This window comes from Streptomyces ferrugineus (assembly GCF_015160855.1).
GTDB classification, from domain to species: domain Bacteria; phylum Actinomycetota; class Actinomycetes; order Streptomycetales; family Streptomycetaceae; genus Streptomyces; species Streptomyces ferrugineus.
In genome coordinates this window covers 2,347,702-2,372,168 of record NZ_CP063373.1, presented here as the reverse complement: position 1 = coordinate 2,372,168, position 24,467 = coordinate 2,347,702, and the positions used below count along the sequence as shown (strand labels likewise).

General features: G+C 70.0%; 19 protein-coding genes. 9 read left to right on the top strand and 10 right to left on the bottom strand.

The features are described 5' to 3' along the window. The first annotated feature begins 198 nt into the window (after positions 1 to 198). A complete protein-coding gene (locus IM697_RS10780; protein ID WP_194046971.1) occupies positions 199 to 1,755 on the top strand; it encodes a DUF1996 domain-containing protein in 1,557 nt (518 codons plus the stop codon). Positions 1,756 to 1,831: 76 nt separating this feature from the next. On the opposite strand, the gene IM697_RS10775 is transcribed toward IM697_RS10780, so the two are convergent. Next, positions 1,832 to 2,230, bottom strand: a complete 399-nt coding sequence (locus IM697_RS10775) for a hypothetical protein (RefSeq protein WP_194046969.1) — start codon at positions 2,228 to 2,230, stop codon at positions 1,832 to 1,834. Positions 2,231 to 2,334: 104 nt separating this feature from the next. Here IM697_RS10775 and IM697_RS10770 point away from each other — a divergent pair, with 104 nt between their 5' ends. From IM697_RS10770 to IM697_RS10750, 5 genes are all read left to right on the top strand, one after another. Further along, entirely contained in the window at positions 2,335 to 2,847 is a 513-nt protein-coding gene (locus IM697_RS10770) for a tetratricopeptide repeat protein (protein WP_194046967.1), read from the top strand. A 215-nt stretch (positions 2,848 to 3,062) separates the two neighbouring features. Then, positions 3,063 to 4,988, top strand: coding sequence for a hypothetical protein (locus IM697_RS10765; RefSeq protein WP_194046965.1), 1,926 nt, complete (start codon positions 3,063 to 3,065; stop codon positions 4,986 to 4,988). 78 nt (positions 4,989 to 5,066) lie between these two features. Next, positions 5,067 to 5,954 (top strand): metal-dependent hydrolase, encoded by an 888-nt coding sequence (locus IM697_RS10760; RefSeq protein WP_194046964.1) that lies wholly within the window; start codon positions 5,067 to 5,069, stop codon positions 5,952 to 5,954. After that, positions 5,954 to 6,979 carry a PDR/VanB family oxidoreductase gene (locus IM697_RS10755; protein ID WP_194046962.1) on the top strand — a complete coding sequence of 342 codons (1,026 nt, stop codon included), beginning with the start codon at positions 5,954 to 5,956 and terminating at the stop codon, positions 6,977 to 6,979. The genes IM697_RS10760 and IM697_RS10755 overlap by 1 nt, the downstream gene beginning before the upstream one ends. Before the next feature lie 56 nt (positions 6,980 to 7,035). Further along, positions 7,036 to 7,725 carry a TetR/AcrR family transcriptional regulator gene (locus IM697_RS10750; protein WP_194046960.1) on the top strand — a complete coding sequence of 230 codons (690 nt, stop codon included), beginning with the start codon at positions 7,036 to 7,038 and terminating at the stop codon, positions 7,723 to 7,725. Positions 7,726 to 7,735: 10 nt separating this feature from the next. Here IM697_RS10750 and IM697_RS10745 read toward each other — a convergent pair whose 3' ends face one another. From IM697_RS10745 to IM697_RS10730, 4 genes are all read right to left on the bottom strand, one after another. Continuing rightward, positions 7,736 to 8,092 (bottom strand): 5-carboxymethyl-2-hydroxymuconate Delta-isomerase, encoded by a 357-nt coding sequence (locus IM697_RS10745; RefSeq protein WP_194046958.1) that lies wholly within the window; start codon positions 8,090 to 8,092, stop codon positions 7,736 to 7,738. Between the two features lie 28 nt (positions 8,093 to 8,120). After that, on the bottom strand, positions 8,121 to 9,824 hold the full coding sequence (locus IM697_RS10740; protein ID WP_194046956.1) for a fused response regulator/phosphatase: 1,704 nt from the start codon (positions 9,822 to 9,824) through the stop codon (positions 8,121 to 8,123). 74 nt (positions 9,825 to 9,898) lie between these two features. Then, positions 9,899 to 15,301 (bottom strand): pullulanase-type alpha-1,6-glucosidase, encoded by a 5,403-nt coding sequence (gene pulA, locus IM697_RS10735; RefSeq protein WP_194046954.1) that lies wholly within the window; start codon positions 15,299 to 15,301, stop codon positions 9,899 to 9,901. A gap of 162 nt (positions 15,302 to 15,463) precedes the next feature. After that, positions 15,464 to 16,786, bottom strand: a complete 1,323-nt coding sequence (locus tag IM697_RS10730; protein WP_194049666.1) for an alpha-amylase — start codon at positions 16,784 to 16,786, stop codon at positions 15,464 to 15,466. A gap of 287 nt (positions 16,787 to 17,073) precedes the next feature. Between IM697_RS10730 and IM697_RS45865 the strand changes: the two genes are divergently transcribed. The 3 genes from IM697_RS45865 to IM697_RS45855 are packed head-to-tail and all read left to right on the top strand — an operon-like array spanning position 17,074 to position 18,207. Further along, on the top strand, positions 17,074 to 17,790 hold the full coding sequence (locus IM697_RS45865; RefSeq protein ID WP_407699621.1) for an alpha-amylase family glycosyl hydrolase: 717 nt from the start codon (positions 17,074 to 17,076) through the stop codon (positions 17,788 to 17,790). Then, the gene (locus IM697_RS45860; RefSeq protein WP_407699620.1) at positions 17,717 to 18,067 is read left to right on the top strand and encodes a carbohydrate-binding module family 20 domain-containing protein; all 351 of its coding nucleotides are present in this window, start codon (positions 17,717 to 17,719) and stop codon (positions 18,065 to 18,067) included. Before IM697_RS45865 ends, IM697_RS45860 begins: the two co-directional genes overlap by 74 nt. Further along, a complete protein-coding gene (locus IM697_RS45855; protein ID WP_407699619.1) occupies positions 17,989 to 18,207 on the top strand; it encodes a carbohydrate-binding module family 20 domain-containing protein in 219 nt (72 codons plus the stop codon). Before IM697_RS45860 ends, IM697_RS45855 begins: the two co-directional genes overlap by 79 nt. 48 nt (positions 18,208 to 18,255) lie before the next feature. Here the strand turns inward: IM697_RS45855 and IM697_RS10720 are convergent, their stop codons facing one another. The 5 genes from IM697_RS10720 to IM697_RS10700 form a co-directional block, all read right to left on the bottom strand. Next, positions 18,256 to 19,101, bottom strand: coding sequence for a tetratricopeptide repeat protein (locus IM697_RS10720; protein WP_228044618.1), 846 nt, complete (start codon positions 19,099 to 19,101; stop codon positions 18,256 to 18,258). Positions 19,102 to 19,224: 123 nt separating this feature from the next. Further along, a complete protein-coding gene (locus tag IM697_RS10715) occupies positions 19,225 to 20,889 on the bottom strand; it encodes a glycoside hydrolase family 13 protein (protein WP_194046952.1) in 1,665 nt (554 codons plus the stop codon). 129 nt (positions 20,890 to 21,018) lie between these two features. Next, positions 21,019 to 21,930, bottom strand: coding sequence for a sugar ABC transporter permease (locus IM697_RS10710; protein WP_194046950.1), 912 nt, complete (start codon positions 21,928 to 21,930; stop codon positions 21,019 to 21,021). A gap of 13 nt (positions 21,931 to 21,943) precedes the next feature. Next, positions 21,944 to 22,948, bottom strand: a complete 1,005-nt coding sequence (locus tag IM697_RS10705; protein WP_194046948.1) for a carbohydrate ABC transporter permease — start codon at positions 22,946 to 22,948, stop codon at positions 21,944 to 21,946. Positions 22,949 to 23,055: 107 nt separating this feature from the next. Continuing rightward, a complete protein-coding gene (locus tag IM697_RS10700; RefSeq protein ID WP_194046946.1) occupies positions 23,056 to 24,324 on the bottom strand; it encodes an extracellular solute-binding protein in 1,269 nt (422 codons plus the stop codon). Between the last annotated feature and the right edge of the window lie 143 nt (positions 24,325 to 24,467).

Here is a 24,467-nt window from a genome sequence, read left to right as displayed (position 1 = left end):
ACCTGCCCATTTCACCCGGTGTATGGGATCAACAACTCCTGGTGTTTCAGGGGACGTTGAGCACACAGCGCACTCACGAATCTCTCAACAATTTCCGAGACGGCTGAACACCCCTGGGACGCCCTCCGTATGAAAGGGAGCCGCTTCACTCCTGTCGGGCGCCTCGATGCCCCCGAAAAAGGAAGTCAGAGGAGTTCCATGGGACGCAATACAAGAAAACGCCGGATGCCGCTGGCCACCAAGGCCATTGCCGGGACGGCGGCCCTAGCGCTCGGTGGGGGCGGGCTTGTATGGGCCAACTTCTATGCCTCGGCACATGAGGACCAGTCGTCTGGGTGGAACCAGACGAAGGCCACGGGCGCCCAGATGGCGACGATCAACTGCCCGGACGTCGGCCAGCAACTGAAGGACGTGCCGGAAGGTGCGCGCCAGGGCGTGGCCAAGGAGTTGGCGCTGCTCGACAAACAGATCACGGATGCCTACGCGCGTCTCGCCGACACGCGGCAGGCCCAGGCCGGGGACCCCAACTTCGTCAACAACGCCATCCTCGGCCCGCTGAAGTCCAAGCGAGTGGCCACGATCGACCGGATCGGTATCAACATCAACCGGGCCGGTGGACAGCGACCGCAGGGACTGGACCAGCTCGCCCAGTGCGAGGGCGTCGCGGCCGAGCAGCCGGAGGTCAACGACGGCAACGGCGACGACGGCCAGAACAACGACGGTCAGGACCAGAACAACGACGGTCAGGACCAGGGACAGGACGGCGGCCAGGACCAGGGCCAGGACAACGGCCTCGACCCGGTGCCCGAGGGCAACGGCGGTCAAGCCGGCAACGGCCCGGTGGCGCAGGACTTCGTCAACATCCAGGACGTCCAGCCCAACTCCCGCAACCTGCAGAACGGTCTGGCCGCGAACGGCGACTCCGGCTCGACGGGTACCTTCACCACCGAGTGCGGTACCAACGAGAACGGCAACGCCAACACGGACAACATCATCGTCGCTCCCGGTGTCGACAACGGCGCCCACCACCGCCACGACTACGTCGGCAACCAGGACAACGACGCCTTCACCAGCGACGAGGAGTTCCTGCAGGCCGATACGAGCTGCCAGAACCAGGCCGACAAGTCCACGTACTACTGGCCGGTGCTGCGTCTGCAGGACGGTACGCAGGAGGCGGACGCGAACGAGGCCGGAGGCGGTCTGGAAGGCAACGTGGGCAAGGTCCTGCAAGCCTCCCAGGCGGAGCTGCGGTTCGTCGGCAACAAGGCGAGCGATGTCGTTGCGATGCCGACGGGCCTGCGCATCATCACCGGTGACGCCAAGGCGTTCACCAACGGTCTCGCGAACGCCAACACCTCCTGGAGCTGCACCGGCTTCGAGGACCGGCAGTTGACGGAGCAGTACCCGATCTGCCCCGAGGGCAGCTCGGTGGTGCGGACGTCCAACTTCCAGAGCTGCTGGGACGGCCAGAACACCGACAGCGCCAACCACCGTGACCACGTTGCCTTCGTCCAGGCGGACGGCAGCTGCCCGAACGGTTTCCAGGCGATCCCCCAGCTGCAGGCCAAGCTGGTGTACGACGTTCCCGCCCCGCAGATCGAGAACGGGCAGGTGGTGAACCCGTTCGCGGTGGACGGCTTCCCCGAGCAGTTGCACAAGCCGATCACCGACCACAACGACTTCATCAACTTCATGTCCGAAGACCTGATGAACCAGGTGGTCCAGTGCATCAACAGCGGTCAGGAATGCCAGTGACGCACTAGGCGGTAGGCCGTAGCGCAGAAAGCCGGCGGTGGGAGATCCCACCGCCGGCTTTCGCTTGCCCGGGGTTCTAGTGAGCGGAGTGGTCGGTCCCGATCTCCAGGGTTCCGCCGAGCGTGTCGCGCAGCCCCGTCACGACGTCCTCGTGGCCGACGGCGACCCACTTGCGGCCGACGAGGTAGTAGCCGCCGTAGTCCTTGGCCGTGTTGATCCACTCACGCTGGCCGCGGTCGGTGGCGAAGGTGGCGAGGATGTACTTCTCCTTGCCGGTCTTGCAGATGGCCTGGCGGATCTCGTCGGCGTCGGTCTGCATGTCCGGCTCGCACTTCGCTTCGGCGGCCAGCTTCTCCAGGCTGCCGGTCGCCGTCCTGGGAACGGCAGCCTCGCTGTCCCCGCCGGCGCCACAGCCCGCCAGCGCGAGCACCGCCACCGCGCCGGTCAGCGCGAGCATCGGTCGGGTCAATGTCATCGGTTCCTCCGGTCATGCCGCAGTGAGCCCCGGCGGGGGCCCTCGCCTCCCATACGGCTGCGGCGGGCGATGCGCTCAAAAACGGGAGGCTCTCACGGGTACGGATGTGCGAGTGTGGGCCGGTGAACCAGGACTGGGAAGACCGCGTGACCGCCGCATGGGCGACGTTCGACAGCTATACCGAAGAGGAGGCGGCCGACTTCCGCGCCGTCATCGACGCGCTCGTCGCCGAACTGCCCGCCGACAGCCCCCTCGGCCTCTTCGAGCGGGCCTGTGCCTGGGACTCGACCGGGCACTCGGACAAGGCGGTGCCGCTGTACCGGGAGGCGCTGGAGGGTGGGCTGAGCGGCTACAAGGGGCGGCGGGCCAAGATCCAGCTGTCCAGCTCGCTGAGGAACATCGGGCGGGCGGAGGACGGCGTCAAGCTGCTGACCCCCGAGCTGGACGCGCCGTCCGACGAACTGGATGACGCGGTACGGGCGACGCTGGCGCTGTGCCTGTCGAGTCTGGGGCGTGACCGGGAGGGGCTGGCCCTTGCCCTGGGGGCGCTCGCGGGTCATCTGCCCCGGTATCAGCGGTCGATGGCGAATTACGCCCGAGCGCTGCTGGAGCCCTAGGCCCTGTCGTCAATTCCCGCCCTCCGCCCGGAGGGCGTGCCGCGCCGGGAGGGAGAAGCTACGTGGGCTTTCGTGCCGTGCGGCCGGAGTGCGTGCACGGCGACGCGCGGCAGGCGGGAGTTTGACGACAGGTGCCTGGAGCGAGCCGGTCCGCGACGCGGTCGGGCAACCCGTGCGGGCTGTGACCAACCGACGATTCGCTCGTTCTGCTGAACGTGCAGTCACAGGATGTCGCCTCGCGCCCAGGGCCCGCCCCGGCCGGTCCGGTCGTCGATGTCGAGCGGGCCGAGGCCGCGCTCGTCGAGCACTATCCGCGGCTCGTCCGGCTCGCCTACCTGGTGCTGCCGCCGAGCCTCGGCCGCAACCGGCGCGTGGTGACCGCGCACTCCCTCACACAGCGCGCGCTGCCCCGTGGCCGGGCGGCCGCGACGCCCGTGATCCCGGCCCAGTCGACCGGCCGCGACGGCGACCCGGGGTACGCCTATCTCCGGCTCCGGGTGCTGCGTACGGCACTGGAGGCGGGCCTGACGCTCAAGCGCCCGGCCTGGCCCAGGCGCTCCCAACTGCCGCCCCTGCTGCCCCAGGTCTGGGGCCTGCGCCTCTTCCCCAGGTCGGGCGGCGCCGACGAACTCGCCCTGGACCAGCGGTTGTCGGCGCTGTCCGGCCCGGCGCGGGCGGCCTACGTCCTGCGCGGCCTGGAGCAGCTCCCGGACGGTGACGTGCGCGAGATCCTGGCGGCGGCCGGCGTCGCGGACGTGGACGACGCGCTGGAGGAGGCCGACGCCGTACCGGCGCAGTACGCGCTGCTCGACTCCCCCGAGTTCGACCCCTGTTCGCTCCAGGCCCGGCCCACCGATCTGATGCGGCGCAGACAGCATCTGCGGGCCGCGCTCGCCGCCGGGGCCGCGCTCCTGGTGTGCGGGGCGCTGCTCGGCCTGCCCGGCGAGGGCTGGGCCCCCGACGGCCCCGCCGCGCCCCCGTACGCGCAGAACCCGGCGGCCGAGGCCGCCCTCGACCCGGCCCAGTTGACGAAGGTGCCCGCGCTGGCCTGGCAGTCCGCCGCCCGCTCCGACTTCTCGGTGTGGCCCGCGCGCGGCGACCGCACCGGCGACACGGCCCTGCTGCGCCGCGCCCTCGCCGTGTGGGCCCGCCCCGGCGAGACGGTCGCGGTCTCGGCGACGCCCGGCACCCCGGCGGGCGGCCCGCCCGGCGCACCGCAGTTGCTGTACGCGGGGACCGTCGACACCGCACGCGTGGTCCTGCTCTACGACGGTCTGCGCATCGCCCGCTACGCCGAGCCGGTCGACGGCACGGCCGGTGCCGCCCTGGACTTCTCCCGGGTCGACGGCGCGACCAGGGCGGATGCGGGCGCGGTGGTGCTGAGCCGGGCCGACGGCAATGTCCGCTATCTGCTGGCGCCCTGGGTGAAGGAGGCGGCCGAGCGGGATCTGCTGAAGCCGGACGGCGGGGCGATGGAGCTCACCGTGACGGACGGGGTCACCTCGCCGCTGGCGAGCCCGCTGTCCCAGCGGACCGGGGCGTGTTCGTCCTGGAACGTCCTCCAGACGACCGACAGCACCGGCACCCGGCTGCTGAGCGACCTCGCCGAACTGGTCCCGGCCCGCCTCACCACGGGCCACCCCGGAAGGACCGCGGAGGTGACCGGCGAACGGGCTCTGCACACCTGGGCGCCGTACTCCTGCTGGCTGGGCGCGATGCGCTCCGCGGGTGTGCGCACGGTCAACGCCTGGTCGTTCGCCGCACAGCCGCTGCCCGACGGCACCGGTTCCGCGGACTGGGTGTGCACCCGTGCCGAGACCTGGCGGGGCGGTGGCGAGCGGGTGCTGGCCCAGTTCCGCACGCCGGGCGCGACGCGCGCGGCGCTGGCGGCGAAGGCGCAGAACGTGCCGGCGTGCGGTGCCCGCGATCCCCATGTGCTGGCCGGGGTGCTGTGGAAGGCGAAGGCGGGCGACTGGTACCTGCTCGCGGCCGGCACCCGGGACACCGACTCGATCACCGCCACGGGTGGTGTGCACGGCACCTCCCGGGACAACCTGCTGGCGGCGAAGGCGAAACAGGGGGCGCAGGCCGAGCTGAAGGGCACGCTGGAGAGCGGTCGGACGATCAACGGGCTCCAGTGAGCCACCTTGCTGACGGTCGTGTGAACAAGGTGGCACAGGGGGCTTCACCCGGGACTTACCCGTCAGTACATTGACGCCATGTCTAATACGCAGGACCGGGTGCCCCTCAAGGCCCGCAAGGTGTCCTTCTCCTGGGACGACACCCCGTTGCACTGGGTGCCGGGGGATCCGTTCACCACGCACACCATCAACGTGCTGCATCTGCTCCTGCCGGCCGGTGAGCGGTGGTTCGTGCACGTCTACAAGCAGGTGCTGCCGTACATACGGGACGAGCGGCTGCGCGAGGACGTGCTCGGGTTCATCGGGCAGGAGGCGATGCACTCACAGGCCCATGACGAGGTGCTGCCGCATCTGCGGGAGCAGGGTCTTGATCCGACGCCGTACACCGCGCAGGTCGACTGGCTCTTCGAGAAGCTGCTCGGCGACCGCACGCTGCCGCCGGGCCGGGCGCGCCGCTGGTGGCTGATGGAGCGGGTGGCGCTGATCGCGGCCATCGAGCACTACACCGCCTTCCTCGGCGACTGGGTGCTCAACGCCGAGGAGCTGGACCGCCGGGGCGCCGACCCGACCATGCTGGACCTGCTGCGCTGGCACGGCGCCGAGGAGGTCGAGCACCGGTCGGTCGCCTTCGATCTGTTCATGCACGTCGACGGGGACTACGGGCGGCGGGTGCGGACGTGGGCGACCGCGTTCACGGCGCTTGTCTTCCTCTGGCAGCGCGGGGCGCGGTTCTTCATGCAGAACGACCCGACGCTCGTCGACGGCAAGGCGACCTTCAGGGACTTCCACGTCCGGGGCAGGCGCGGGACGCTGCCGGCGACCGGGGAGATGCTCAGGTCCATACCCCGGTATCTGAGCCGGTCGTATCACCCCTCGCGGGAGGGCTCCACGGAACAGGCCGTCGCCTATCTCGCCACGTCCCCCGCCGCGCTCGCCGCGCTGGCCGCGGAGAAGGGTGCCGCCTGATGCCGAAGCTGAGGACCGTCGCGGCCGTCGCCGGTGCCGCCCTGCTCGCCCGGCGGGCGATGCGGCGCCGTATCCGGGTCTCGCCGCTGTGGCCGATGCCCGCCCTGGACGAGCCGGTCTCCGGGCGGCCCCGGTCGCGGGCGCTGCGTGTGCTGGTGGCCTCGCGCGAGGAGGTCGCCGAGGGCGTCGTACAACTGCGCCTCGAGGGGCGCGACCTGCCGCGCTGGGAGCCCGGCGCGCATCTCGACCTGGTGCTGCCGTCGGGTCTGGTGCGGCAGTACTCGCTGTGCGGGGACCCGGAGGACACCTCGTCGTACACCGTGGCGACCCGGCTGGTCCCGGACGGGCGAGGCGGCTCGCGCGAGGTGCACGAGCAGGTGCGGGAGGGCATGGAGCTTCAGGTGCGGGGGCCGCGGAACCGATTCCCGCTCGTCGGGGCCGAGTCGTACGTCTTCGTCGCGGGCGGCATCGGGATCACGCCCGTGCTGCCGATGCTGCGGGCGCTGGGCGAGGGCGTGCGGTGGCGGTTGCTGTACTGCGGGCGGGACCGGGCCTCGATGCCGTTCCTGGAGGACGTCGAGAAGCTGGGCGGGGACCGGGTGAGCGTCGTGGAGGGGGTGCCGGATCTCGACGGTCTCCTCGCGGAGGTGCCCGAGGGCGCTGCCGTCTACTGCTGTGGGCCGGAGGGGTTGATGGCCGCGGTGGAGGAGCGGTTCCCCCGGGTTCGTCTGGAGCGCTTCGCGCCGCGCGCCTCGGCGGGCGGCGGTGCGTTCGAGGTCGAACTGCGGCGCAGCGGGCGGACGTTGACCGTGCCGGAGGGCTCGTCGGTGCTGGCCGCCGTACGCGCCGAGCTGCCGGACACCGCGTACTCCTGCGAGCAGGGTTTCTGCGGGACCTGCCAACAGCGGGTGCTGGAGGGCGAGGTGGATCACCGGGACGAGTTGCTGACCGAGGCGGAGCGGGGCGACTCGATGCTGATCTGTGTGTCACGGGCGCGAGGTGATCGACTCGTACTGGACATGTGAACGACCATGGTCGGTCCGGACCGTTCGGGGCCGGAATCGATCGGTAAGGTGTTCGCATGACTACCGGGGTACGGCGAAGAATGGGAGTCGAGGAGCGGCGGCAGCAGTTGATCGGCGTCGCCCTCGAACTGTTCAGCCAGCGCTCGCCCGACGATGTCTCCATCGACGAGATAGCGTCCACCGCGGGCATCTCACGTCCGCTGGTCTATCACTACTTCCCCGGCAAACTCAGCTTGTACGAGGCCGCGTTGAAGCGTGCCTCGGAGGACCTGGCGGACCGCTTCGTGGAGCCGCACGAAGGCCCGCTGGGGGCGCGGCTGCTGCGGGTGATGCGGCGGTTCTTCGACTTCGTCGACGAGCACGGCCCCGGTTTCTCGGCGCTGATGCGCGGCGGTCCGGCCGTCGGCTCCACCGCGACGAACGCGCTGATCGACTCCGTGCGGCAGGCCGCGTATGTCCAGATCCTTTCGCATCTGGACGTGACGGATCCGCCCGCGCGACTGGAGCTGGTCGTCCGCACGTGGATTTCGCTCGCCGAGTCGACGGCGCTGATCTGGCTGGACGGCCGGCGCATCCCGCGCGCCGAGCTGGAGGTCCAGCTCGTGCACGACTTCGCCGCACTGGCCGCCGTCAGCGCCGCCTCCGACGAGGAGATGGGCGCACTGCTGCGCCGCATGCTCAAGGACGAGCCGACCGACGGCCCGTTCAGCGACCTGGTCGCCCGGCTGATCTCGCTGGCGTCCTAGCCGACAGGGCCTAGCGTTCGAACTTGCGGTACGACGGGTCGAGATCGCGTACCTCGGCGGAGGCGTGCAGCACGACGCCGTCGTCCTCGATGTGCTTGCGCAGCAGCTCCAGTACCGCCTCGGTCAGCTGTGCCTTGACCTCGTCGGTGCGGCCGGCGAGCAGGCCGAGCGTGACATGGACGACCGCGTGGCCCTGCTCCGCGGGGTCCTCGTAGCCGAACGCCGTGTACTCACTGGGCCGGAACTGGGTCTTGCACGCCTCCGGCCTGGCCGCCGCGATCTCGACGGTCGCGGTGTGCAGGTCCCGGGCGAAACCCTCCCGGTCGAAGGAGAGCGTCTTCGAGTGGTCGACGGTGATCTGCGGCATGAGCACTCCTGTTCTCGGTCAGCAGCGCTCACCCTAACCTCAGGGCCAGCATCGCGATGTCGTCCTCTTGGTCGCACCCGAAGCGGCCCAGCAGGGTGTCGCACAGCGCGTCGAGGCCGGCCGGGGCGTCGGCGGCGGCCGTGCGCAGCTGCTCCATGGAGGTGCCGAGGTCGACTCCGCGGGTCTCGATGAGGCCGTCGGTGACCATGAGGAGGCGGTCCCCGGGCCCCAGGACCAGCTCGCTCGGCCCGGGCCGGTCCAGACCGAGCCCGAGCAGCGGCCCGTCCACCGGGACGTACTCGGCCCCGCCCCCGTCCCGCACGATCACCGGCGGGATGTGCCCCGCGTTGGCGATCCGGACCCGCCCCGAACCGGGGTCGACCAGGGCCAGGCAGACCGTGGCGGTGACCTCGGGGTGGTAGTGCAGCAGCATCCGGTCCAGCCGCTCCGCCAGCGCGCCCGGTCCGCTCTCCTCGACGCAGTAGGCGCGCAGCGCGTGCCGGATCTCCACCATGACGGTCGCCGCGTCCAGCGAGTGCCCGACGACGTCCCCGACCGCCGTGAGCACCCCGCCCCGGGTGCGCAGGGCGGCGTAGAAGTCCCCGCCGATCTCGGCCTGCCGGGACGCGGGCACGTACCGCACGACGAGGTCGACGCCCGGCACGTCGGGCAGCCGGTGCGGCAGGGGCAGGAAGCTGTGCTGGAGGGTGAGGGCGACGTTCCGCTCCTCCTGGTACATCAGCAGCGGCTCGGCGGCGAGTGCGGTGGCCTGCGCGAGGCGCTCCGCCGGGAGGGCCGCGACAGGAAGTGCCACGTCGTGCCGTCGGGCGTCCGCGGGTTCGTCGTGGCCGCTCGCGCCCCGCGGCGCGGCCGCGTGCCGACACGGCCCCGCGCCGCTCCGGGGCGGCGCCGCACGTGCCGGTGTCGCTATGCATACCCGGGCCCGGCCCTCCTGGGCCGACGCCAGCACCAGGTGGGCGTCGTCCTGGGCGCCGGGGCGGAAGAGACCCGTCGGCCACAGGGCCGCCGGGACCACGGTGCTGTGCACGCCGCCCCGCCCGCCCGCGATCCGTGTGATCAGCCGGGCCGCTTCCTGGTATGCGTCCGCGTCGGACAGGGCGAGCCTGTTGCGGGACGTGCCATGGTGGGCCTCGCCGTCCGGGCCGATGACGAAGACCACCGCGGGCATGCCCATGAGGCGCGACGCGCCGGCGGCCGCCGCGTCGGCCAGCTCCCCCAGGCAGCGCGCGGTCTGCACGGTGACGATGGCCTCGGACAGCAGCGTCAGCCAGTGGGCGAGCGCCTCGGTCGCGGTGCGCCGGCGCGCCCTGCGGACCGCCGCCTGGACGACGGCCTGGATCTCCTTCGGCTCGGCCGGCACGGTCAGATAGGCGTCGGCGCCCGCGTCCAGCCCCCGGCACCGGTCCCCCGCCTCGATGGCCGTGGCCGAGAAGTGGACGACGGGCAGCGCGGCCGTGGACGGCCGGGCCTTGACCCGGCGGCACAGTTCGAAGCCGCTCATGTCCGGCAGCCCGACATCGACGAGGGCCACGTCGGGCAGGGCGCCCGCGCGCAGCCGCACGTCGAGTTCGATCAGCGCCTCGCCGGCGCTGGCGACCGGGACGACGTCGTGGCCCGCCCGGCGCAGCACGGCGCCCATGGCGTAGCGGCTGGCCGGGACGTCATCGACGACCATCACGGTCGCGCCCGGCTGCTTGACGTAAGGGTTCATCGTCGGCAGCCCTTGGATACGCGTGAATGGGGCGGCCCGGTGACCGGGTCCGCCCCACTCAAGTTAGTGCCGTATCAGAGAGCCCGGGCGAAGACGGCGACAGTACGCCCCGGAACGGCGAACGTGCCCGATTCCCCGTCGTAGGACGCGGACTTGACGATAGGGTCCGCACCCGAGGCCTGCACCGGATGCAGCCGGTAGCCGTCCCCGGCGGCCGAGGCGATCCGCTGTTCCTGCCGCTCGGGCGTCGCGTTGAAGACGACGACCAGGTCACCGAGGCGCATGGTGATCACACCGGGGGTCTCGTCGCTGCCGGACAGCGGGAAGGACAGCTTCGACTGCACCTGCTCGGCCGTGTCGAGGGAGAAGGCGCTCTCCGTCGTACGGATCCTGAGCAGGTCCCGGTACGCCGCCGAGGTGCCGTCGATCTGCTCGCAGCCGACCTTCACGGTGCCGAGCAGCGGCTTGGCGTACGGCCACTTGGAGGCGTTGTCGGCCGCCATCGGCAGCCCCCGCCCGAAGCCGTTGCCGTCGGCGCAGTTCCAGTGGATGGCGTTGAACCAGTCGCCGCTGTCGTAGGAGTTGCGGTCCAGGGACTTGGAGCGCAGCAGGTCGGTGCCGGCCTGGGAGAGCGCCGGTCCCTGCGACAGGGTCGCCGTGGCCATGGCGAGGACCTGCATCCGGGCGCGGTCGGCGGCCCCGGTCGCGGCCGGCAGCTTGTACGCCAGCGCGTCGAACAGCGACTCGTTGTCGTGTGCGTCGGCGTAGGCGAGGGCGTCGCCGGGGGCGGCCGCGTAGCCGGCGGGGGCGCCGTTGTAGTCGACCTCGGAGCCCTTGACCTCCTTGCCCGCGGTGTCGGTGAAGCGGTAGTCGGCGAGGTTGCCGGACAGGCCGACCTTGATCAGGTCCTGGTAGTGCAGCAGACGGGCCTTCTGCTCCGCCGAACCGCCGTTGTTCTCGGAGGAGTTGGGTTCGGTGAACAGGCCGGAGGCGAACCCCTGGACGCCCGGGTCCTCGTCGAAGGGGCCGCCGCCGCGCACCGCGTCCCGCGCCCGGTCGGAGAAGGTCGCGATCCCGGTCCCCGCCATGTTCTTCTGCGTGGCCTGCACGAAGCGGGCGTCGTCGGCGACCTCGCCGAAGTTCCAGCCCTCGCCGTACAGGATGATCTTCTTGCCGTCGACGCCGTCCTTGGCGAGGGTCAGCTCGTCGAGGGCCTCGCGGACGGCCAGGATGTTGGCCTTCGGGTGGTGGCCCATGAGGTCGAAGCGGAAGCCGTCGACCTTGTACTCCCGGGCCCAGGTGACGATCGAGTCGACGACCAGCTTGCCCATCATGGCGTTCTCGGTGGCGGTGTTGGCGCAGCAGGTGCTGTTCGCCACCGAACCGTCGGCGAGGAGGCGCTGGTAGTAGCCGGGGACGATCCGGTCGAGGACGGAGGTGTCCGCCTGCCCGCTCGCCGCCGTGTGGTTGTAGACGACGTCCATGACGACCCGCAGACCGTCCTCGTTGAGGGCCTTGACCATCTCGCGGAACTGGACGGTGCGCGCGGTGCCGTCGGGGTCGGTCGCGTAGGAGCCCTCGGGGACCGTGTAGTGGTACGGGTCGTAGCCCCAGTTGTAGGCGTCCTTCGCGGCGATCTTCGCCACGCACTCCTGCTGCCGCTCGGAGTCGGCCGGGAAGGAGGCCAGATCGCAGTCGGTGCTCGCCTGGTCGGACCTCTTCTCGGGGATGGTGGCGATGTCGAACGCCGGCAGCAGATGGACGTACGACGTGCCCGCCTCGGCCAGCTTCTTCAGATGCCTGGAGCCGTCGCTGAGCTTGTCGGTGAAGGCGAGGTAGGTGCCCTTGTCCTTCGCGGGCACCGTCTTGTCCGCCACCGAGAAGTCCCGGATGTGCAGCTCCTGGATCTGGGCGTCGTTCAGCGGCACGGCCCTGGGCTTGGTGTACGTCGACCAGCCGGCCGGCGCCAGGGACCGGTCGCGCAGGTCGACGACGAGGCTGCGCTCGGAGTCGGCGGTGAGGGCGACCGAATAGGGGTCGGTGACCTTGTTGGTGACGACCTCGCGGACGCTGGGCGCCCAGACCTTCACGACGTACCGGTACGGCTTGTTCTTCCAGGACCTCGGCCCGGTGACCGACCAGACGCCGGTGGCGTCGTTCCGCTTCATGGCGACGGTGGAGTCGCCGATCTCGAGCTTCACCGACTGCGCCGTGGGCGCCCAGACGGCCAGCGTCGGGCGGCCCTTGGGGAACGTCGGCCCGAGCTTCGCCCGCGTCGCGTCGTACAGGTCGTCCAGCACACCGCCGAGCTGAACGCCGGTCGCGGCCAGGACGGCACCGTTGGCGGCGCGCTGCGAGGCGACGACCTGGCCGCGCAGGGCCTCGCGGATCCGGTCGCGGTCACGTGGGTCGACGGACCAGGCGGCGTAGTCCTTCAGATGCGGGAACTTCGCCTTCTGGGCGTCGGTGAGGGAGGTCCTGGACAGCCGCAGCCACTTGGCGTCACCGGTCAGCGCGCCGTCCTCGACTGCGATCGCGCCGTCCCGGCTGTACAGCAGCTGGGTGGAGGCGGCGGCCTCGGAGCCGTTCCAGGCGAGCGTGTTCCGGTCGATCCAGACCGCCTTGGAGGTGGTCAGGTCGAGCGCGGCCGCGGACCCCGCGGGCTGCGGGAGCAGGTACTTCTCCTGGCCGCTCACCAGCCACACCTCATGGCCGTTCGCCGTGAGGTCGAGGGACTGGTCGGCGGGCAGGTCCTTCTCGTCGCCCTTGTGGAGGATGTAGCTGAGGCTGGTCGCACCGTCGGTGAGCGGTACCTCGAAGACTGCGCCATAGGAATCAGTCTTGACCGGCTTGAGCGGGTTCGACCACTCGGTGGGGTTCGCGGCACCCGTCCAGGTGTGCAGGCCCCAGCCGTCGTAGCTCCCGTCGGCGCGGTGGTAGTGCAGGACGGCCTTGGACTTGTCCGGAGCCGGGTAGTCGGCCGCCGGCTTCTCCGTGCGAACGGCCTCCTTGCCCTGCTCGACCCAGACCTCACCGGTCTTGGTGACATCGATCGTGCGGTCGGCGGAGACGTCCTTGTTCCCGTCCTTGTCGATGACGAGGAAGCCGACCGACGAGGCGCCGGGCTTGAGCTTGACGTAGGCGAAGGCGCCGTAGGAGTCCCGGCCGATGAACGGATGGCTCTCCGGCCAGTCGGTGGACTCGCCGTCGGCGAGGTCGCCCCAGGCGTACAGGCCCCAGTTCGCGTAGTCGCCGTCGGCGCGCTTGTAGTGGACGATCGCGTAGTCGCGGGAGGAGGCGGACGGGGTCTCGGGGGCGGGCGGCGTGCCGGTGGTGCTCTGGGCCGTGGCGCTCGCCTTGCGGCCCGCCGAGTCGATCACGACGGCCTTGTAGCGCAGGGCCGTCCCGGCCGGTACGTCCTTGTCGATGACCTGCGTGACCTTGTACGGGGCGTGGTCGGCCGAGCCCAGGGTCCGCCACTTGCCGTTGCCGACCTGCGCCGCGAAGACGACCCGGTTGAGCTGTCCGCCGTCGACGTCGGCGCCGATCTCGACCGTGCCCGTGGCCCCGGCGGCCGGTGCCTTCAGGGTGATCGTCGGCTCGGTGGCCGGCTCGGCGAGCTTGCCGGCCGCCTTGAGGACGATCGCCGAGCCGGCCGGGACGGTGACCGTGAGCTTCTTGTCGCCGTCGCTGCTGAGGGAGTCGTGGGTGCCGTAGACGCCCTTGAACGCCATGTCGGCGGAACCGGTCGCGAAGGTCGCCGTCTTCGCGTCGTCGGCGTTGTTGAAGGCGACGACGTACTCCGTGCCCGTCCTGGCGTCGGTGCGGGAGAAGGCGTAGACGCCGGCGCCGTCGGCCGCGTACCGCTCGGTCTGGACTCCGTCGGCGAGGGCCGGGTTGGCCTTGCGGAGCTTGGACAGGGCGCTGATCTGCCGGTAGAGCGGGGCCTTGGTGTCGTAGGCGGCGCTCGCGTGGGTGCGGTCCGTGCCGAGTTGGTCGTCGTCGAGGTAGTCGGCGGTCTTCGAGGCGAACAGGGTCTGGCGGGCGTCCTTGTCGCCGCCGGAGCCGGTGAAGCCCTGTTCGTCGCCGTAGTAGACGACGGGGTTGCCGCGGCTGAGGAACATCAGCTCGTTGGCGAGCCTGTCCTTGGCGAGGATCTCCGCGTCCGTGGCCTCGGGGTTGTCCTGCTTCAGGAAGTACCCGATGCGGCCCATGTCGTGGTTGCCGAGGAAGGTGACCTGCTCGTAGGCGTTGGCCTTGTCGGTCGTGTACTTGTAGTCGTCGCCGAAGACTCCCGCGAGCTTCTTCGCGCTGCCGCCCTGGGAGGCGTACTGGCGAGCGGCCTCCTGGAAGGGGAAGTCGAGCGTGGCGTCGAGGCGGCCCTGGGTGACGTACGGGGAGGTGATGTTCGTGTCGGCGGAGTACACCTCGCCGAACATGAAGAAGTCGTCGCGGCCCCGCTTGGCCGCGTAGGAGTCGAGGGCCGTGGCCCACTGGGTCCAGAACTCCGTGTTGACGTGCTTCACGGTGTCGACGCGGAAGCCGTCGATGTCGAAGTCCCGCACCCAGCGCTGGTAGATCTTCTCCATGCCGCTGACGACCTCGGGACGCTCGGTCCACAGGTCGTCGAGGCCGGAGAAGTCGCCGTGGGTGGAGCTCTCACCGGCGAAGGTGGAGTCGCCGCGGTTGTGGTACATCGTCGGGTCGTTGAGCCACGACGGAACCTTGGTGTTCTCACCGACCGTCGGCGTGCGCGGGAAGGAGTCGGTGTCGACGGCCGGGAAGCGCTTGGTGCCGTCCGCGTAGTCGGCGTCGTCGAACGGCTTGCCGTCCTTGGTCAGGTACGGGAAGGCGCCCTTGGAGAGGTAGTCGTAGGACTTCTCCTCGTAGTCGACGACGTCGGCCGTGTGGTTGGTGATGACGTCGAAGAAGACCTTCATGCCCTTGGCGTGCGCCTTGGAGATGAGGGTCTGTAGGTCCTTGTTGGTGCCGAAGTGGGGGTCGACCTGGGTGAAGTCGGTGATCCAGTAACCGTGGTAGCCGGCGGAGGCGTTGCTCCCCGTCCCCTGAACGGGCTGGTTCTTGAAGATGGGCGCCATCCAGATGGCGGTGGTGCCGAGCCCCTTGATGTAGTCGAGGCGCTTGGTCAGGCCCTTGAGGTCGCCGCCCTGGTAGAAGCCCTTGTCGGCGGGGTCGTAGCCGGTGGTGAGGCGGGAGCCGGTCAGTCCGCCCCTGTCATTGCCGCGGTCGCCGTTGGCGAAACGGTCCGGCAGGACGAAGTAGAACTGCTCACGGGTGGCGTCGTGCCGGGCGGGCTCGGCGGCGAGCCTGGCGTCGGACGGGGGCGGCGGCGGGGTGTCCGCCCGCGCCGCGAGCGGCTGGACGAGCGCTGCGGCCAGCGCGGTCACGGTGACCGCGGCGACCCGTCCGGCATGCGCGGTTCGGCGCCTCGGCGGCGCCGGCCAACTGGGTATCACTGACGTGGACTCCTTGCGATACGGCTCTCGTGGGTCCGACCCCGCGCGACCGTATCGCCGCCGAAAGGTTTTCAGCAAGAGTCTTGAAACGATCGGTAAGAGCTTTCGGGGCGCGATCTTCCAGCTGGCGCGACCAGCCCACCTCTCACCCCATCAGGAAGCTCAGCAGCCTGACTTCCCGGCATAGATCGCCAGGGCGGTGTTCGAGCCCAGGGTGGCCGTGAACTGGCCGCTGGAGTTCACCGTCACGGTCGTGTTGCTCTGCACGTCGCAGTACGTCCCCGCGGGCAGCGACGTCTGGTACGTCCGGCTCAGCGAGCCCGACTCGTGGTTGATGGCCACGAATCCCTTGCCGCCCCGCCCGAACGCGATGGCGTCGGCCCCGTTGTCCCACCAGTTGGTGACCGCCTCACCGCGGGTGGCGTTGCGGAAGGCGACCATGGACTTGATCTCCGGCCAGTTGTGCTGGCATTTCCAGCCGTCCTGCCAGCAGGCGTTGACCGTGCCACCGTTGGGCGGCCCGGCGTCCGAGTCGGACCACTCGTAGCCGGAGTTGACGTCCGGGGCGCCGTAGGGCCAGGCGAGCATGAAGACGTTCGCGAGGGTGTAGTTGGCGTTGTCCTTGTAGCTGAGCGTCGAGCCGTTGCGCTCGGTGTCGTGGTTGTCGACGAAGACGCCGGCGACGGAGCTGCTCAGGTAGCCCCAGCCCTCGCCGTAGTTCTTCAGGTAGGCGAGGTTCTCGCTGTTGAAGACGCGCTTGAGGTCGTACGCGTACCGGAACTCCTGCACGTCCCCGTTGCCGGTGTACTCGGTCGGCTGGACGGCCTCCCCGCTGCCGTGGATGACCTCCTGCTTCCAGTACACCGACGGGTTGCTCAGCCGCGACTTGATGTCGGCCAGGTCGGCGGCGTCCATGTGCTTGGCCGCGTCGATGCGGAAGCCGTCGACGCCGAGGGAAAGAAGGTCGTTCAGGTACCCGGCGATGGCGCCGCGGACGTAGGACTCCCCCGTGTCCAGGTCGGCGAGGCCCACCAGTTCGCAGCGCTGGACGTTCCAGCGGTCCTGGTAGTTGTTGATCTGGCTCGTGCAGTCGTCGAAGTCGGGCGCCGAGTACAGGCCCGGGTAGTTGTACTTCGTGTACGACGAGCCGCCGGTCCCGGTGCCGCTGCCCGCCGACATGTGGTTGACCACGGCGTCGGCGACGACCTTCACCCCGGCCGCGTGGCAGGTGTTGACCATGTTCTGGAAGGCCGCACGGTCTCCGAGGCGTCCGGCGATCTTGTAGCTCACCGGCTGGTACGACGTCCACCACTGAGCGCCCTGTATGTGCTCGGCGGGCGGAGAGACCTGGACGTAGCCGTAGCCGGCGGGGCCGAGGGTGTTGGTGCACTCCTTGGCGACCGAGGCGAAGTTCCACTCGAACATCACCGCGGTGACGTCCTTGGTGCCGGGCGGGGCGGCGGACGCCGTGCCGCCGGGAGTCATGACGACGGTCGCTGCGGCTGCCGCGAGGGCGGTGACGGCGGCGGTCGTGGTACGGCGCCGTGCGGGCGCCTGCCATCTGGGTATCACGGGCGAACTCCTTGCGAATGCGGCTCAGTCGGATCCCCCCTGCGCCGCGGCGCGGCTTCGTTGCCGGGCGCCGGCGTGACCGTACCGCCACGAAAGGTTTACAGCAAGAGAGTTGAAAGTCATAGCAAGTTCTTTCACCCGCAACCTTGACGTGCCCTTCTCAACTCCCTCACGCTCACGAGTTGTTGAATGCCTGACCGTTGCTCCGCCGCACCTGGGACTCCGTCGCCTCGGAGTGCACGGACATGCTCGGCCCGAACGGCTACGGCGCGGTCCGGGTGGCGCCGCCGGCCGAGTCGCTGAAGCAGGCCGACTACTACTGGTGGGACGTCTACCAGCCGTACTCGTACGAGCTCAGCGGCCGCTTCGGTACGGCGGCCGAGTTCGCGTCGATGGTCAACGCCTGCCATGACGCGGGTGTGAAGGTGTATACGGACGCGGTGATCAACCACACCGCCGCCCAGACAAGCAGATCCAGGAGGTGTATCCGGGCTCGACCCCGGCAGCGTCCGACTACTACTCCTCCGGTGACGTCCTGGAGCGACCTGGAGTCGCTTCCCTCGTCGGGGGTCCTGACCCCCGACGACTCGGTGTCCTTCGTGACCAACCACGACACCGAGCGCAACGGACTGCACATGAGCTACAAGGACGGTGACGCCTACCGGCTCGCCAATGTCTTCCAGCTCGCCTACAAGTGGTCGACGCCGACGGTCTACTCGGGCTTCGAGTTCTCGTCCTCCGACCAGGCGCCGCCGAACTCCAACGGCTTCGTGACGGACACGGACTGCTCCGGCGGCTGGTACTGCCTGCACCGCGACACCGCCGTCGACGAAGTCGTCGAGCGTGATCGGCTTGTCCGGTGGCAACGCGACCCTCACGATCCCCGCGAAGAGCGCGATCGCCTTCTACGACGGTGAGTTCACGCCCTGCGACACCGCGTGCGAGGAACCGGACGACGGCACCTCGACGGTGACCGCGACCTTCTCCGGGTACGCGCCCACCTCGGCCGGGCAGGACGTGTACGTGGTCGGTTCGATCGCGGCGCTGGGCGGCTGGGACACGTCGAAGGCGGTGAAGCTGTCGTCGTCCGGGAAGGACGGCTCCGGGAACGTCACGTGGGAGTCCAACGCCAACCGGGGGCCGACGCGATCCCGCTGTCGTCGGCGTCGTACCCGACGTGGAGCAGGTCGGTGATCGTCCCGAAGAGCACGACCTTCGAGTACAAGTTCCTCAAGAAGGACGGCTCGGGCAACGTGACCTGGGAGTCCGGCACCAACCGCTCGTACACGACCGGCAGTTCGTCGGGATACACCGCCGGCGGCACGTGGCGGTGACCGACCCCGACCCGCCCCGGAGAGGCCCGATCCGGAGAGGCCGCGCGGTCAGCGAGCAGCCTCTTCGGCTGCCGGCGTCGGTGGCTCGTCGGCGGTGATGCGGGCCAGCAGGGCGTGGACGTCCTGGATGCGGGGGTGGTCCGGGTGCAGGAAGCGCTCGCAGTCGGTGAGCGCCCGACGCGCCGCAGCCTCCGCCTCGTCGAGCCGCCCCAGACCGTGCAGGGCGCCGGCGGTGGCCAGGTCCAGGCCGCCGCTCTGCCCTCGGTCCCACCGTGGGGCGAATCGGCGCGCCTCGGTCAGCGCCTCGTCGTGCCGTCCCTGTCCGCTCAGGCCGCGCACCAGGGTGCAGTGCAGGGAGGCGAGCGCGGCCCCTTCGGCGCGGGGCAGGTTCCCCCGGGCGATGGCCTCGGCCTCCTCGTGGCGGTCCTGGTAGTACAGCGCGTCCGCCAGGTTGGCCAACGCGCACAGCTCGATCTCCCACACCGGCGCCAGATGCTTGATGCGGGCCAGTTCGCGCAGCAGGTCCAGCGTCTCCGCCTCGGCCTCGGCGCACCGCCCCAGAAGGCCGAGGGCCATCGCGCGGTTGTTGCGGACCATCAGCAGCAGCGTCCGCCCGGACCCGGTCATCCCGCCCAGGTCCGCCGCGAGGGACTCCAGTTCGGCCAGCACCTGCGCCCCGCGCCCGTGGGCACAGGCCACCGCCGTGGCCAGCGCCTTGGCGTGCCAGCCCACCGACAGCCGCAGCCCTCGCCGGCGCAGCCGTGCCGCTTCGGCCTCCAGCGCCCTGGCCCCGGCCTCGACCTCCTCGTACCTGCCCTCTCGCAGCTGGTGGCCGAGTCGGTGCAGGGTGGCCACTGCCCGCGAGCGGCCCCGTATCGTCCGTGCGATCTTCACGGGCCGCGAGATTACGTGAAGTTGCCTGTCAAGAACAGATTCGGCCGCATCCCGGGCAAAGGCGCGGCCCGCCGCCCGGAATCGGACGACGGGCCCCGCAGGAAGACCTGGGTGAGCGTCGGGCTACGCCGTGGCCCACCACACCGTCGTGTCCGCGGGCACCTTCGCCTCGCCGTCGACCTCGGCCACCTCGCCGCTGCTGAGCAGGACACGGCCGTACGAGGGGGTCGTCACCGACTCGCCCGTGGTGTTCGCGACGCACACGAACTCCCCGCGCCGGAAGGCGAGGACGCCTTCCGGCGCCTTGAGCCACTCCACCGAGTCGCCGGCGCCCAGGTCGGGCTGTGCGCGGCGGACGGCGAGGGCGGAGCGGTAGAGCTCCAGGGTGGAGTCGGGGTCGCCGGTCTGGGCCTCGACGCTCAGCTCGCCCCAGCCCTGCGGCTGCGGCAGCCAGCTGCCGCCCGCGCCGAAGCCGTACGACGATCCCGTGCGCGTCCACGGGATCGGCACCCGGCAGCCGTCACGGAAGCCGTCCTGGCCGGCGCCGCGGAAGTACGCCGGGTCCTGGCGCACCTCGTCGGGGAGGTCGACGACGTCCGGCAGGCCGAGCTCCTCGCCCTGGTAGACGTACGCGGAGCCGGGCAGCGCGAGCATGAGCAGGGTCGCCGCCCTCGCCCGCCGCAGGCCGAGTTCGCGGTCCCCGGCGGTGCGGATCTGGGTGCCGAGGCCGGGCGGGTTGGCGAAGCGGGTGGCGTGCCGGGTGACGTCGTGGTTGGACAGGACCCAGGTGGCGGGGGCGCCGACCGGGCGCATCGCCTCCAGGGTGCGGTCGACGACCTTGCGCAGCTCGGCCGCGTCCCAGTCGGTCGACAGGTACTGGAAGTTGAAGGCCTGGTGCAGCTCGTCCGGGCGGACGTAGTTCGCCGTGCGCTCGACGGTCGGGGTCCACGCCTCGGCGACGAAGATGCGCTCGCCGGCGTACTCGTCGAGGACGAACCGCCACTGGCGGTAGATGTCGTGCACGCCGTCCTGGTCGAAGAACGGCATGACATCGTTGCCCAGCAGCTTGAGCTGGTCGTGGGATCCGAGGTCCGGCAGGCCCTCCGCCTTCACCAGGCCGTGGGCGACGTCGATGCGGAAGCCGTCGACGCCCATGTCCAGCCAGAAGCGCAGGATCGAGCGGAACTCGTCCCCGACCGCCGGGTGCTCCCAGTTGAAGTCGGGCTGCTCGGGGGCGAAGAGGTGGAGGTACCACTCACCGTCCGGCACCCGCGTCCACGCGGGGCCACCGAAGATCGACTCCCAGTCGTTGGGCGGGAGTTCGCCGTTCTCACCCTTGCCGGGGCGGAAGTGGTAGCGGTCGCGCAGCGGGGATCCCGGCCCTTCCGCGACCGCTCGCTTGAACCACTCGTGCTGGTCGGAGGAGTGGTTGGGGACCAGGTCGACGATGGTCCGCAGCCCCAGCTCCCGGGCGTCGCGGATCAGCGCGTCCGCGTCGAGCAGGTTGCCGAACATCGGGTCGACGGCCCGGTAGTCGGCGACGTCGTAGCCGGCGTCGGCCTGCGGGGAGGCGTAGAAGGGGCTGAGCCACACGGCGTCCACACCGAGGTCGCGCAGGTAGGGCAGGCGGGAGCGGATGCCTTCCAGATCGCCCATGCCGTCGCCGTTGCTGTCGGCGAAGCTGCGCGGATAGACCTGGTAGATCACCGCGTCCCGCCACCAGTCACGGCGCTTGGCGACGGTGGCGACGGCGGAGTTCGGGGCCGGGTCGGCGGAGTGCTGGCTCATGGCGTCCTTGGTACGTAAGGGTGTCGAGGTCATGGGGTGGGGTGTGGGTACGGCAGACGGAGGTGACGAGGCGGTCGCGGTGGCAGCGGGGTCGGATGGCCACCGCGACCGCCTCGGGTCTGCGGGGGGTCAGCCCTTCGTGCCGCCCGCGGTCAGGCCGGTCACCAGGTTCTTCTGCACGAAGTAGAAGAACGCGGAGGCGGGTATGGCGACCAGCACGGCCGTGGCGGCCATGAGGTTGCGCTGGGCGTCGTGCTCGCTGATGAAACTCTGCAGGCCGACGGCGAAGGTGTACTTCGTGTCGGACAGCATGAACGTCGAGGCGAACGCGACCTCGCCGAAGGCCGTGATGAAGTTGTAGAAGGCGGCGACCGCGAGACCGGGCTTGGCGAGCGGCAGGATCAGCCGTACGAACGTGCCGAAGGGGGTCAGTCCGTCGACGCGTCCGGCCTCGTCGATCTCGAACGGGATGGTGTCGAAGTAGCCCTTGAGCAGCCAGGCGCTGTAGGGCACGGCGGTCGCGCAGTAGACGAGGACGAGGCCGAGGTAGCTGTCGATGAGCTGCAGCTCCGACAGGATCTGGTACATCGGCACGATGAGCACGGCGATCGGGAACATCTGTGTGAGCAGCAGCAGCCACATGAACTTCTTGTAGCCGGGGAACCGCATGCGTGAGACCGCGTAGCCGGTGGTGGCGGCCACCATCACGCCGACGACGGTGGTGCCGAGCGAGACGATCAGCGAACTGGCCGCCCAGTGGAAGAAGTTCGTGTGCTGCAGGACGAACGAGTAGTTGTCCAGCGTCATCTTGCTCCAGATGCCGCCGGGGTGCAGATAGTCGTCCTTGTCGGGGCCGAGGGACAGGAAGACCAGCCAGGCGACCGGGAAGAGCGCGATCAGGCTCGCCGCGATCAGGATGCCGTGGGAGGCGAGCGAGGCGAGGGGGCCGCTCTCGCCCCGGCGGCGTGCCTTGCGCGGCGGTGCGGTGTCCGCGGCGGGCCGGTCCGCGGAGGCGGGTGTCGAAACGGTCGTGGTGCTCATGGGGACTCCCGCCTCAGATCGCGAGCTGCTGGTCATTGCGGTTCAGCCAGCGGCGGTAGAAGGAGGTGAAGACGACGAGGATGGCCAGCAGCAGCATGCCGAACGCCGCCGACTGCGCGAAGTCGCGCGGTTGCTGTCCGAAGCCGAGGCGGTAGGCCCAGGTGACGAGGATCTGGGCGTCCGGCGCGGTGTTGCCGAACAGCAGGAAGATGATCGCGAACTGGTTGAAGGTCCAGATGATGCCGAGGAGTACGACGGTGGAGCTGACGGACCGCAGGCCCGGCAGGGTGACGTACCGGAAGCGCTGCCAGGCACTCGCGCCGTCCATTTCGGCGGCCTCGTAGAGGCTGGCGTCGATGGACTGCAGTCCGCCGAGCAGGGAGAGCATCATGAACGGCACACCGGCCCAGGTGTTGACCATGATCGCGGCGAACCGCTGCCAGAAGGCGTCCTCCAGCCACAGCGGTGTCGGCAGGTGGAGCCATTCGAGGCCGGCGTTGATGATGCCGCCGTCGGCGAGCATGAAGCGCCAGCCGAAGACGGTGACGAAGGTGGGCACGGCCCACGGCAGGACCATCATCATCCGGTAGAAGGTGCGTCCGCGCAGCTTCTGGTTGAGCAGCAGAGCCAGGCCCAGGCCGATCGTGTAGTGCAGGGTGACACAGGCGGCCGTCCAGACGATCGTCCAGATGAAGTGGGACCAGAACCGGTCGTAGGAGGTCGGGCCCCACAGGATGTCGGCGTAGTTGTCGAAGCCGATGAACTTGTAGGTGGCCTCGATCTCGTTGACGCCGATGGTGCGGGCCGTGTTGAGGCTGTTGGCGTCGGTGAGGGTCAGATAGAAGCCGTACGCCAGCGGGTACAGCACGAGGACACCGAGCACGATGACCACGGGCGTGATCATCGCGTAGGCGTACCAGTACTTCCGGTAGCTGCTCTTGAGGCGCTTCAGCGGCCCGCGCCGCGGCCCGCGCTCACCGCGCACCTTGCCGGTCGCGCGGTCGATGGCGACTGTCATGGTTCGACAACCTTCTTCAGGCTCTGCAGATCAGGGGTACGGCACACAGGCCGATGGCCGCCGGATCCTTCCCCCCTTGTGCAGGAGGATCCGGCGGCCAGTCGGGGTCACTTGGTGAAGTCCGGAACCAGCTTGGCGATGGCGGTCTCGGCGTCGCCCAGGCCCTTGTCCAGGGACTCCTTGCCGCCGGCGATGCCGTTCAGCTCGGTGTCCAGCACGGGGAAGAACGAGCTGTACTCGGGCAGGGCCGGGCGCGGCTGGGCGGCGGAGAGCACCGTCTGGTAGCCGGCGATGCCCGGGTCGGCCTTCACTTCGGCGGTGTAGGCGTCGTCGCGCGTCGGGAGCGTGGAGTTCTTCAGGGCGATGGTCTCCTGGGCCTTCGCCGAGGTCATGAACTTCACGAACTTCAGCGAGGCCTCCTGGTGCGCCTTGTCCGAGCCGGCGTACACGGAGAGGTTGTGGCCGCCGGTCGGGGCGCCCGCCTTGCCGGCGGAGCCGGCCGGGACGGTGGCGATGCCGAGGTTGTTCTTGTCCTTGAACGCGGAGCCCTTGTAGAAGTTGGTGATCTCCCAGGGGCCCTGGATGATCGCGGCGACCTTGCCGTTGACGAACGCCTCCTGGATGTGGGCGTAGGCGTCGGCGGTGGTGTCGGCCTTGTGCAGGCCCTTGCCGTCGAAGAGGCCCAGCCAGGTCTCGTAGCCCTTCTTGGCCGCGGCCGAGTTGACGGTGATCTTCTTGGCGTCGGCGTCGACGGTGTCGGTGCCCTCGCCGTAGAGGAACGTCTGGGCGTAGTAGCCCTGGGCGGAGCCCCAGTAGCCGTCGACGCCGGTCTTGTCCTTGATCGTGGCGGCGGCCTTCTTCAGGTCGTCCCAGGTCTTGGGGGCCTCGACGCCGGCCTTCTCGAACAGGTCCTTGTTGTAGACCAGCGCGAGGGTGTCCGTGGTGAACGGAACGCCGTAGACCTTGTCCTCGTACTTGGCCTGCTCGATCAGGTTGGACTTGAACTTGTCCTGCTCGGCGAGGGCCTCGGTGCCGTCCAGCGGCAGGAAGAAGCCCTTCTTGGCGAAGGCGGGGGTCCAGCCGACCTCGGAGCGCAGGACGTCCGGGGCGCCCTTGGAGCCGGCGGCGGTGTCGAACTTGTTCTGCGCCTGGTCGAAGGGGACGTTGACGTACTTGACCTTGATGTCCTTGTTGGCGGCCTCGAACTCCTTGACCAGGGCCTGGTAGGTCGGCGCCTCGTTGGTGGCGTTGGAGGTGTCCCACCAGGTGATGGTGACCGGCCCGCTCGATTCGCTGCCGCTGTCGTCCCCGCCGCAGGCCGTCGCCGCGAGAGCGAGGGACGCCACCAGCGCGGTGGCCGCTATGCCACGCCGCATGAGATCTCCTTGAGGGTGAAAGCCCGAGTGTGCGAGGGCGGCCCCGTCTGCCTGCCCCTGCTGTCTTGCCGACTGCGCCGTTGCGGCGGCCGGGCGACGTGAACGTAACAGCGATGCAATCCTTACGAAAGGTCTTGCAGAAA

What these genes read in the sequence shown, in the direction of transcription:
- IM697_RS10780 (WP_194046971.1), top strand. Translation starts at nt 199, where the DNA reads ATGGGACGCAATACAAGAAAACGCCGGATGCCGCTGGCCACCAAGGCC.
- IM697_RS10775 (WP_194046969.1), bottom strand. Translation starts at nt 2,230, where the DNA reads ATGACATTGACCCGACCGATGCTCGCGCTGACCGGCGCGGTGGCGGTG.
- IM697_RS10770 (WP_194046967.1), top strand. Translation starts at nt 2,335, where the DNA reads ATGTGCGAGTGTGGGCCGGTGAACCAGGACTGGGAAGACCGCGTGACC.
- IM697_RS10760 (WP_194046964.1), top strand. Translation starts at nt 5,067, where the DNA reads ATGTCTAATACGCAGGACCGGGTGCCCCTCAAGGCCCGCAAGGTGTCC.
- IM697_RS10755 (WP_194046962.1), top strand. Translation starts at nt 5,954, where the DNA reads ATGCCGAAGCTGAGGACCGTCGCGGCCGTCGCCGGTGCCGCCCTGCTC.
- IM697_RS10750 (WP_194046960.1), top strand. Translation starts at nt 7,036, where the DNA reads ATGACTACCGGGGTACGGCGAAGAATGGGAGTCGAGGAGCGGCGGCAG.
- IM697_RS10745 (WP_194046958.1), bottom strand. Translation starts at nt 8,092, where the DNA reads ATGCCGCAGATCACCGTCGACCACTCGAAGACGCTCTCCTTCGACCGG.
- IM697_RS10740 (WP_194046956.1), bottom strand. Translation starts at nt 9,824, where the DNA reads ATGAACCCTTACGTCAAGCAGCCGGGCGCGACCGTGATGGTCGTCGAT.
- IM697_RS10730 (WP_194049666.1), bottom strand. Translation starts at nt 16,786, where the DNA reads ATGACTCCCGGCGGCACGGCGTCCGCCGCCCCGCCCGGCACCAAGGAC.
- IM697_RS10715 (WP_194046952.1), bottom strand. Translation starts at nt 20,889, where the DNA reads ATGAGCCAGCACTCCGCCGACCCGGCCCCGAACTCCGCCGTCGCCACC.
- IM697_RS10710 (WP_194046950.1), bottom strand. Translation starts at nt 21,930, where the DNA reads ATGAGCACCACGACCGTTTCGACACCCGCCTCCGCGGACCGGCCCGCC.
- IM697_RS10705 (WP_194046948.1), bottom strand. Translation starts at nt 22,948, where the DNA reads ATGACAGTCGCCATCGACCGCGCGACCGGCAAGGTGCGCGGTGAGCGC.
- IM697_RS10700 (WP_194046946.1), bottom strand. Translation starts at nt 24,324, where the DNA reads ATGCGGCGTGGCATAGCGGCCACCGCGCTGGTGGCGTCCCTCGCTCTC.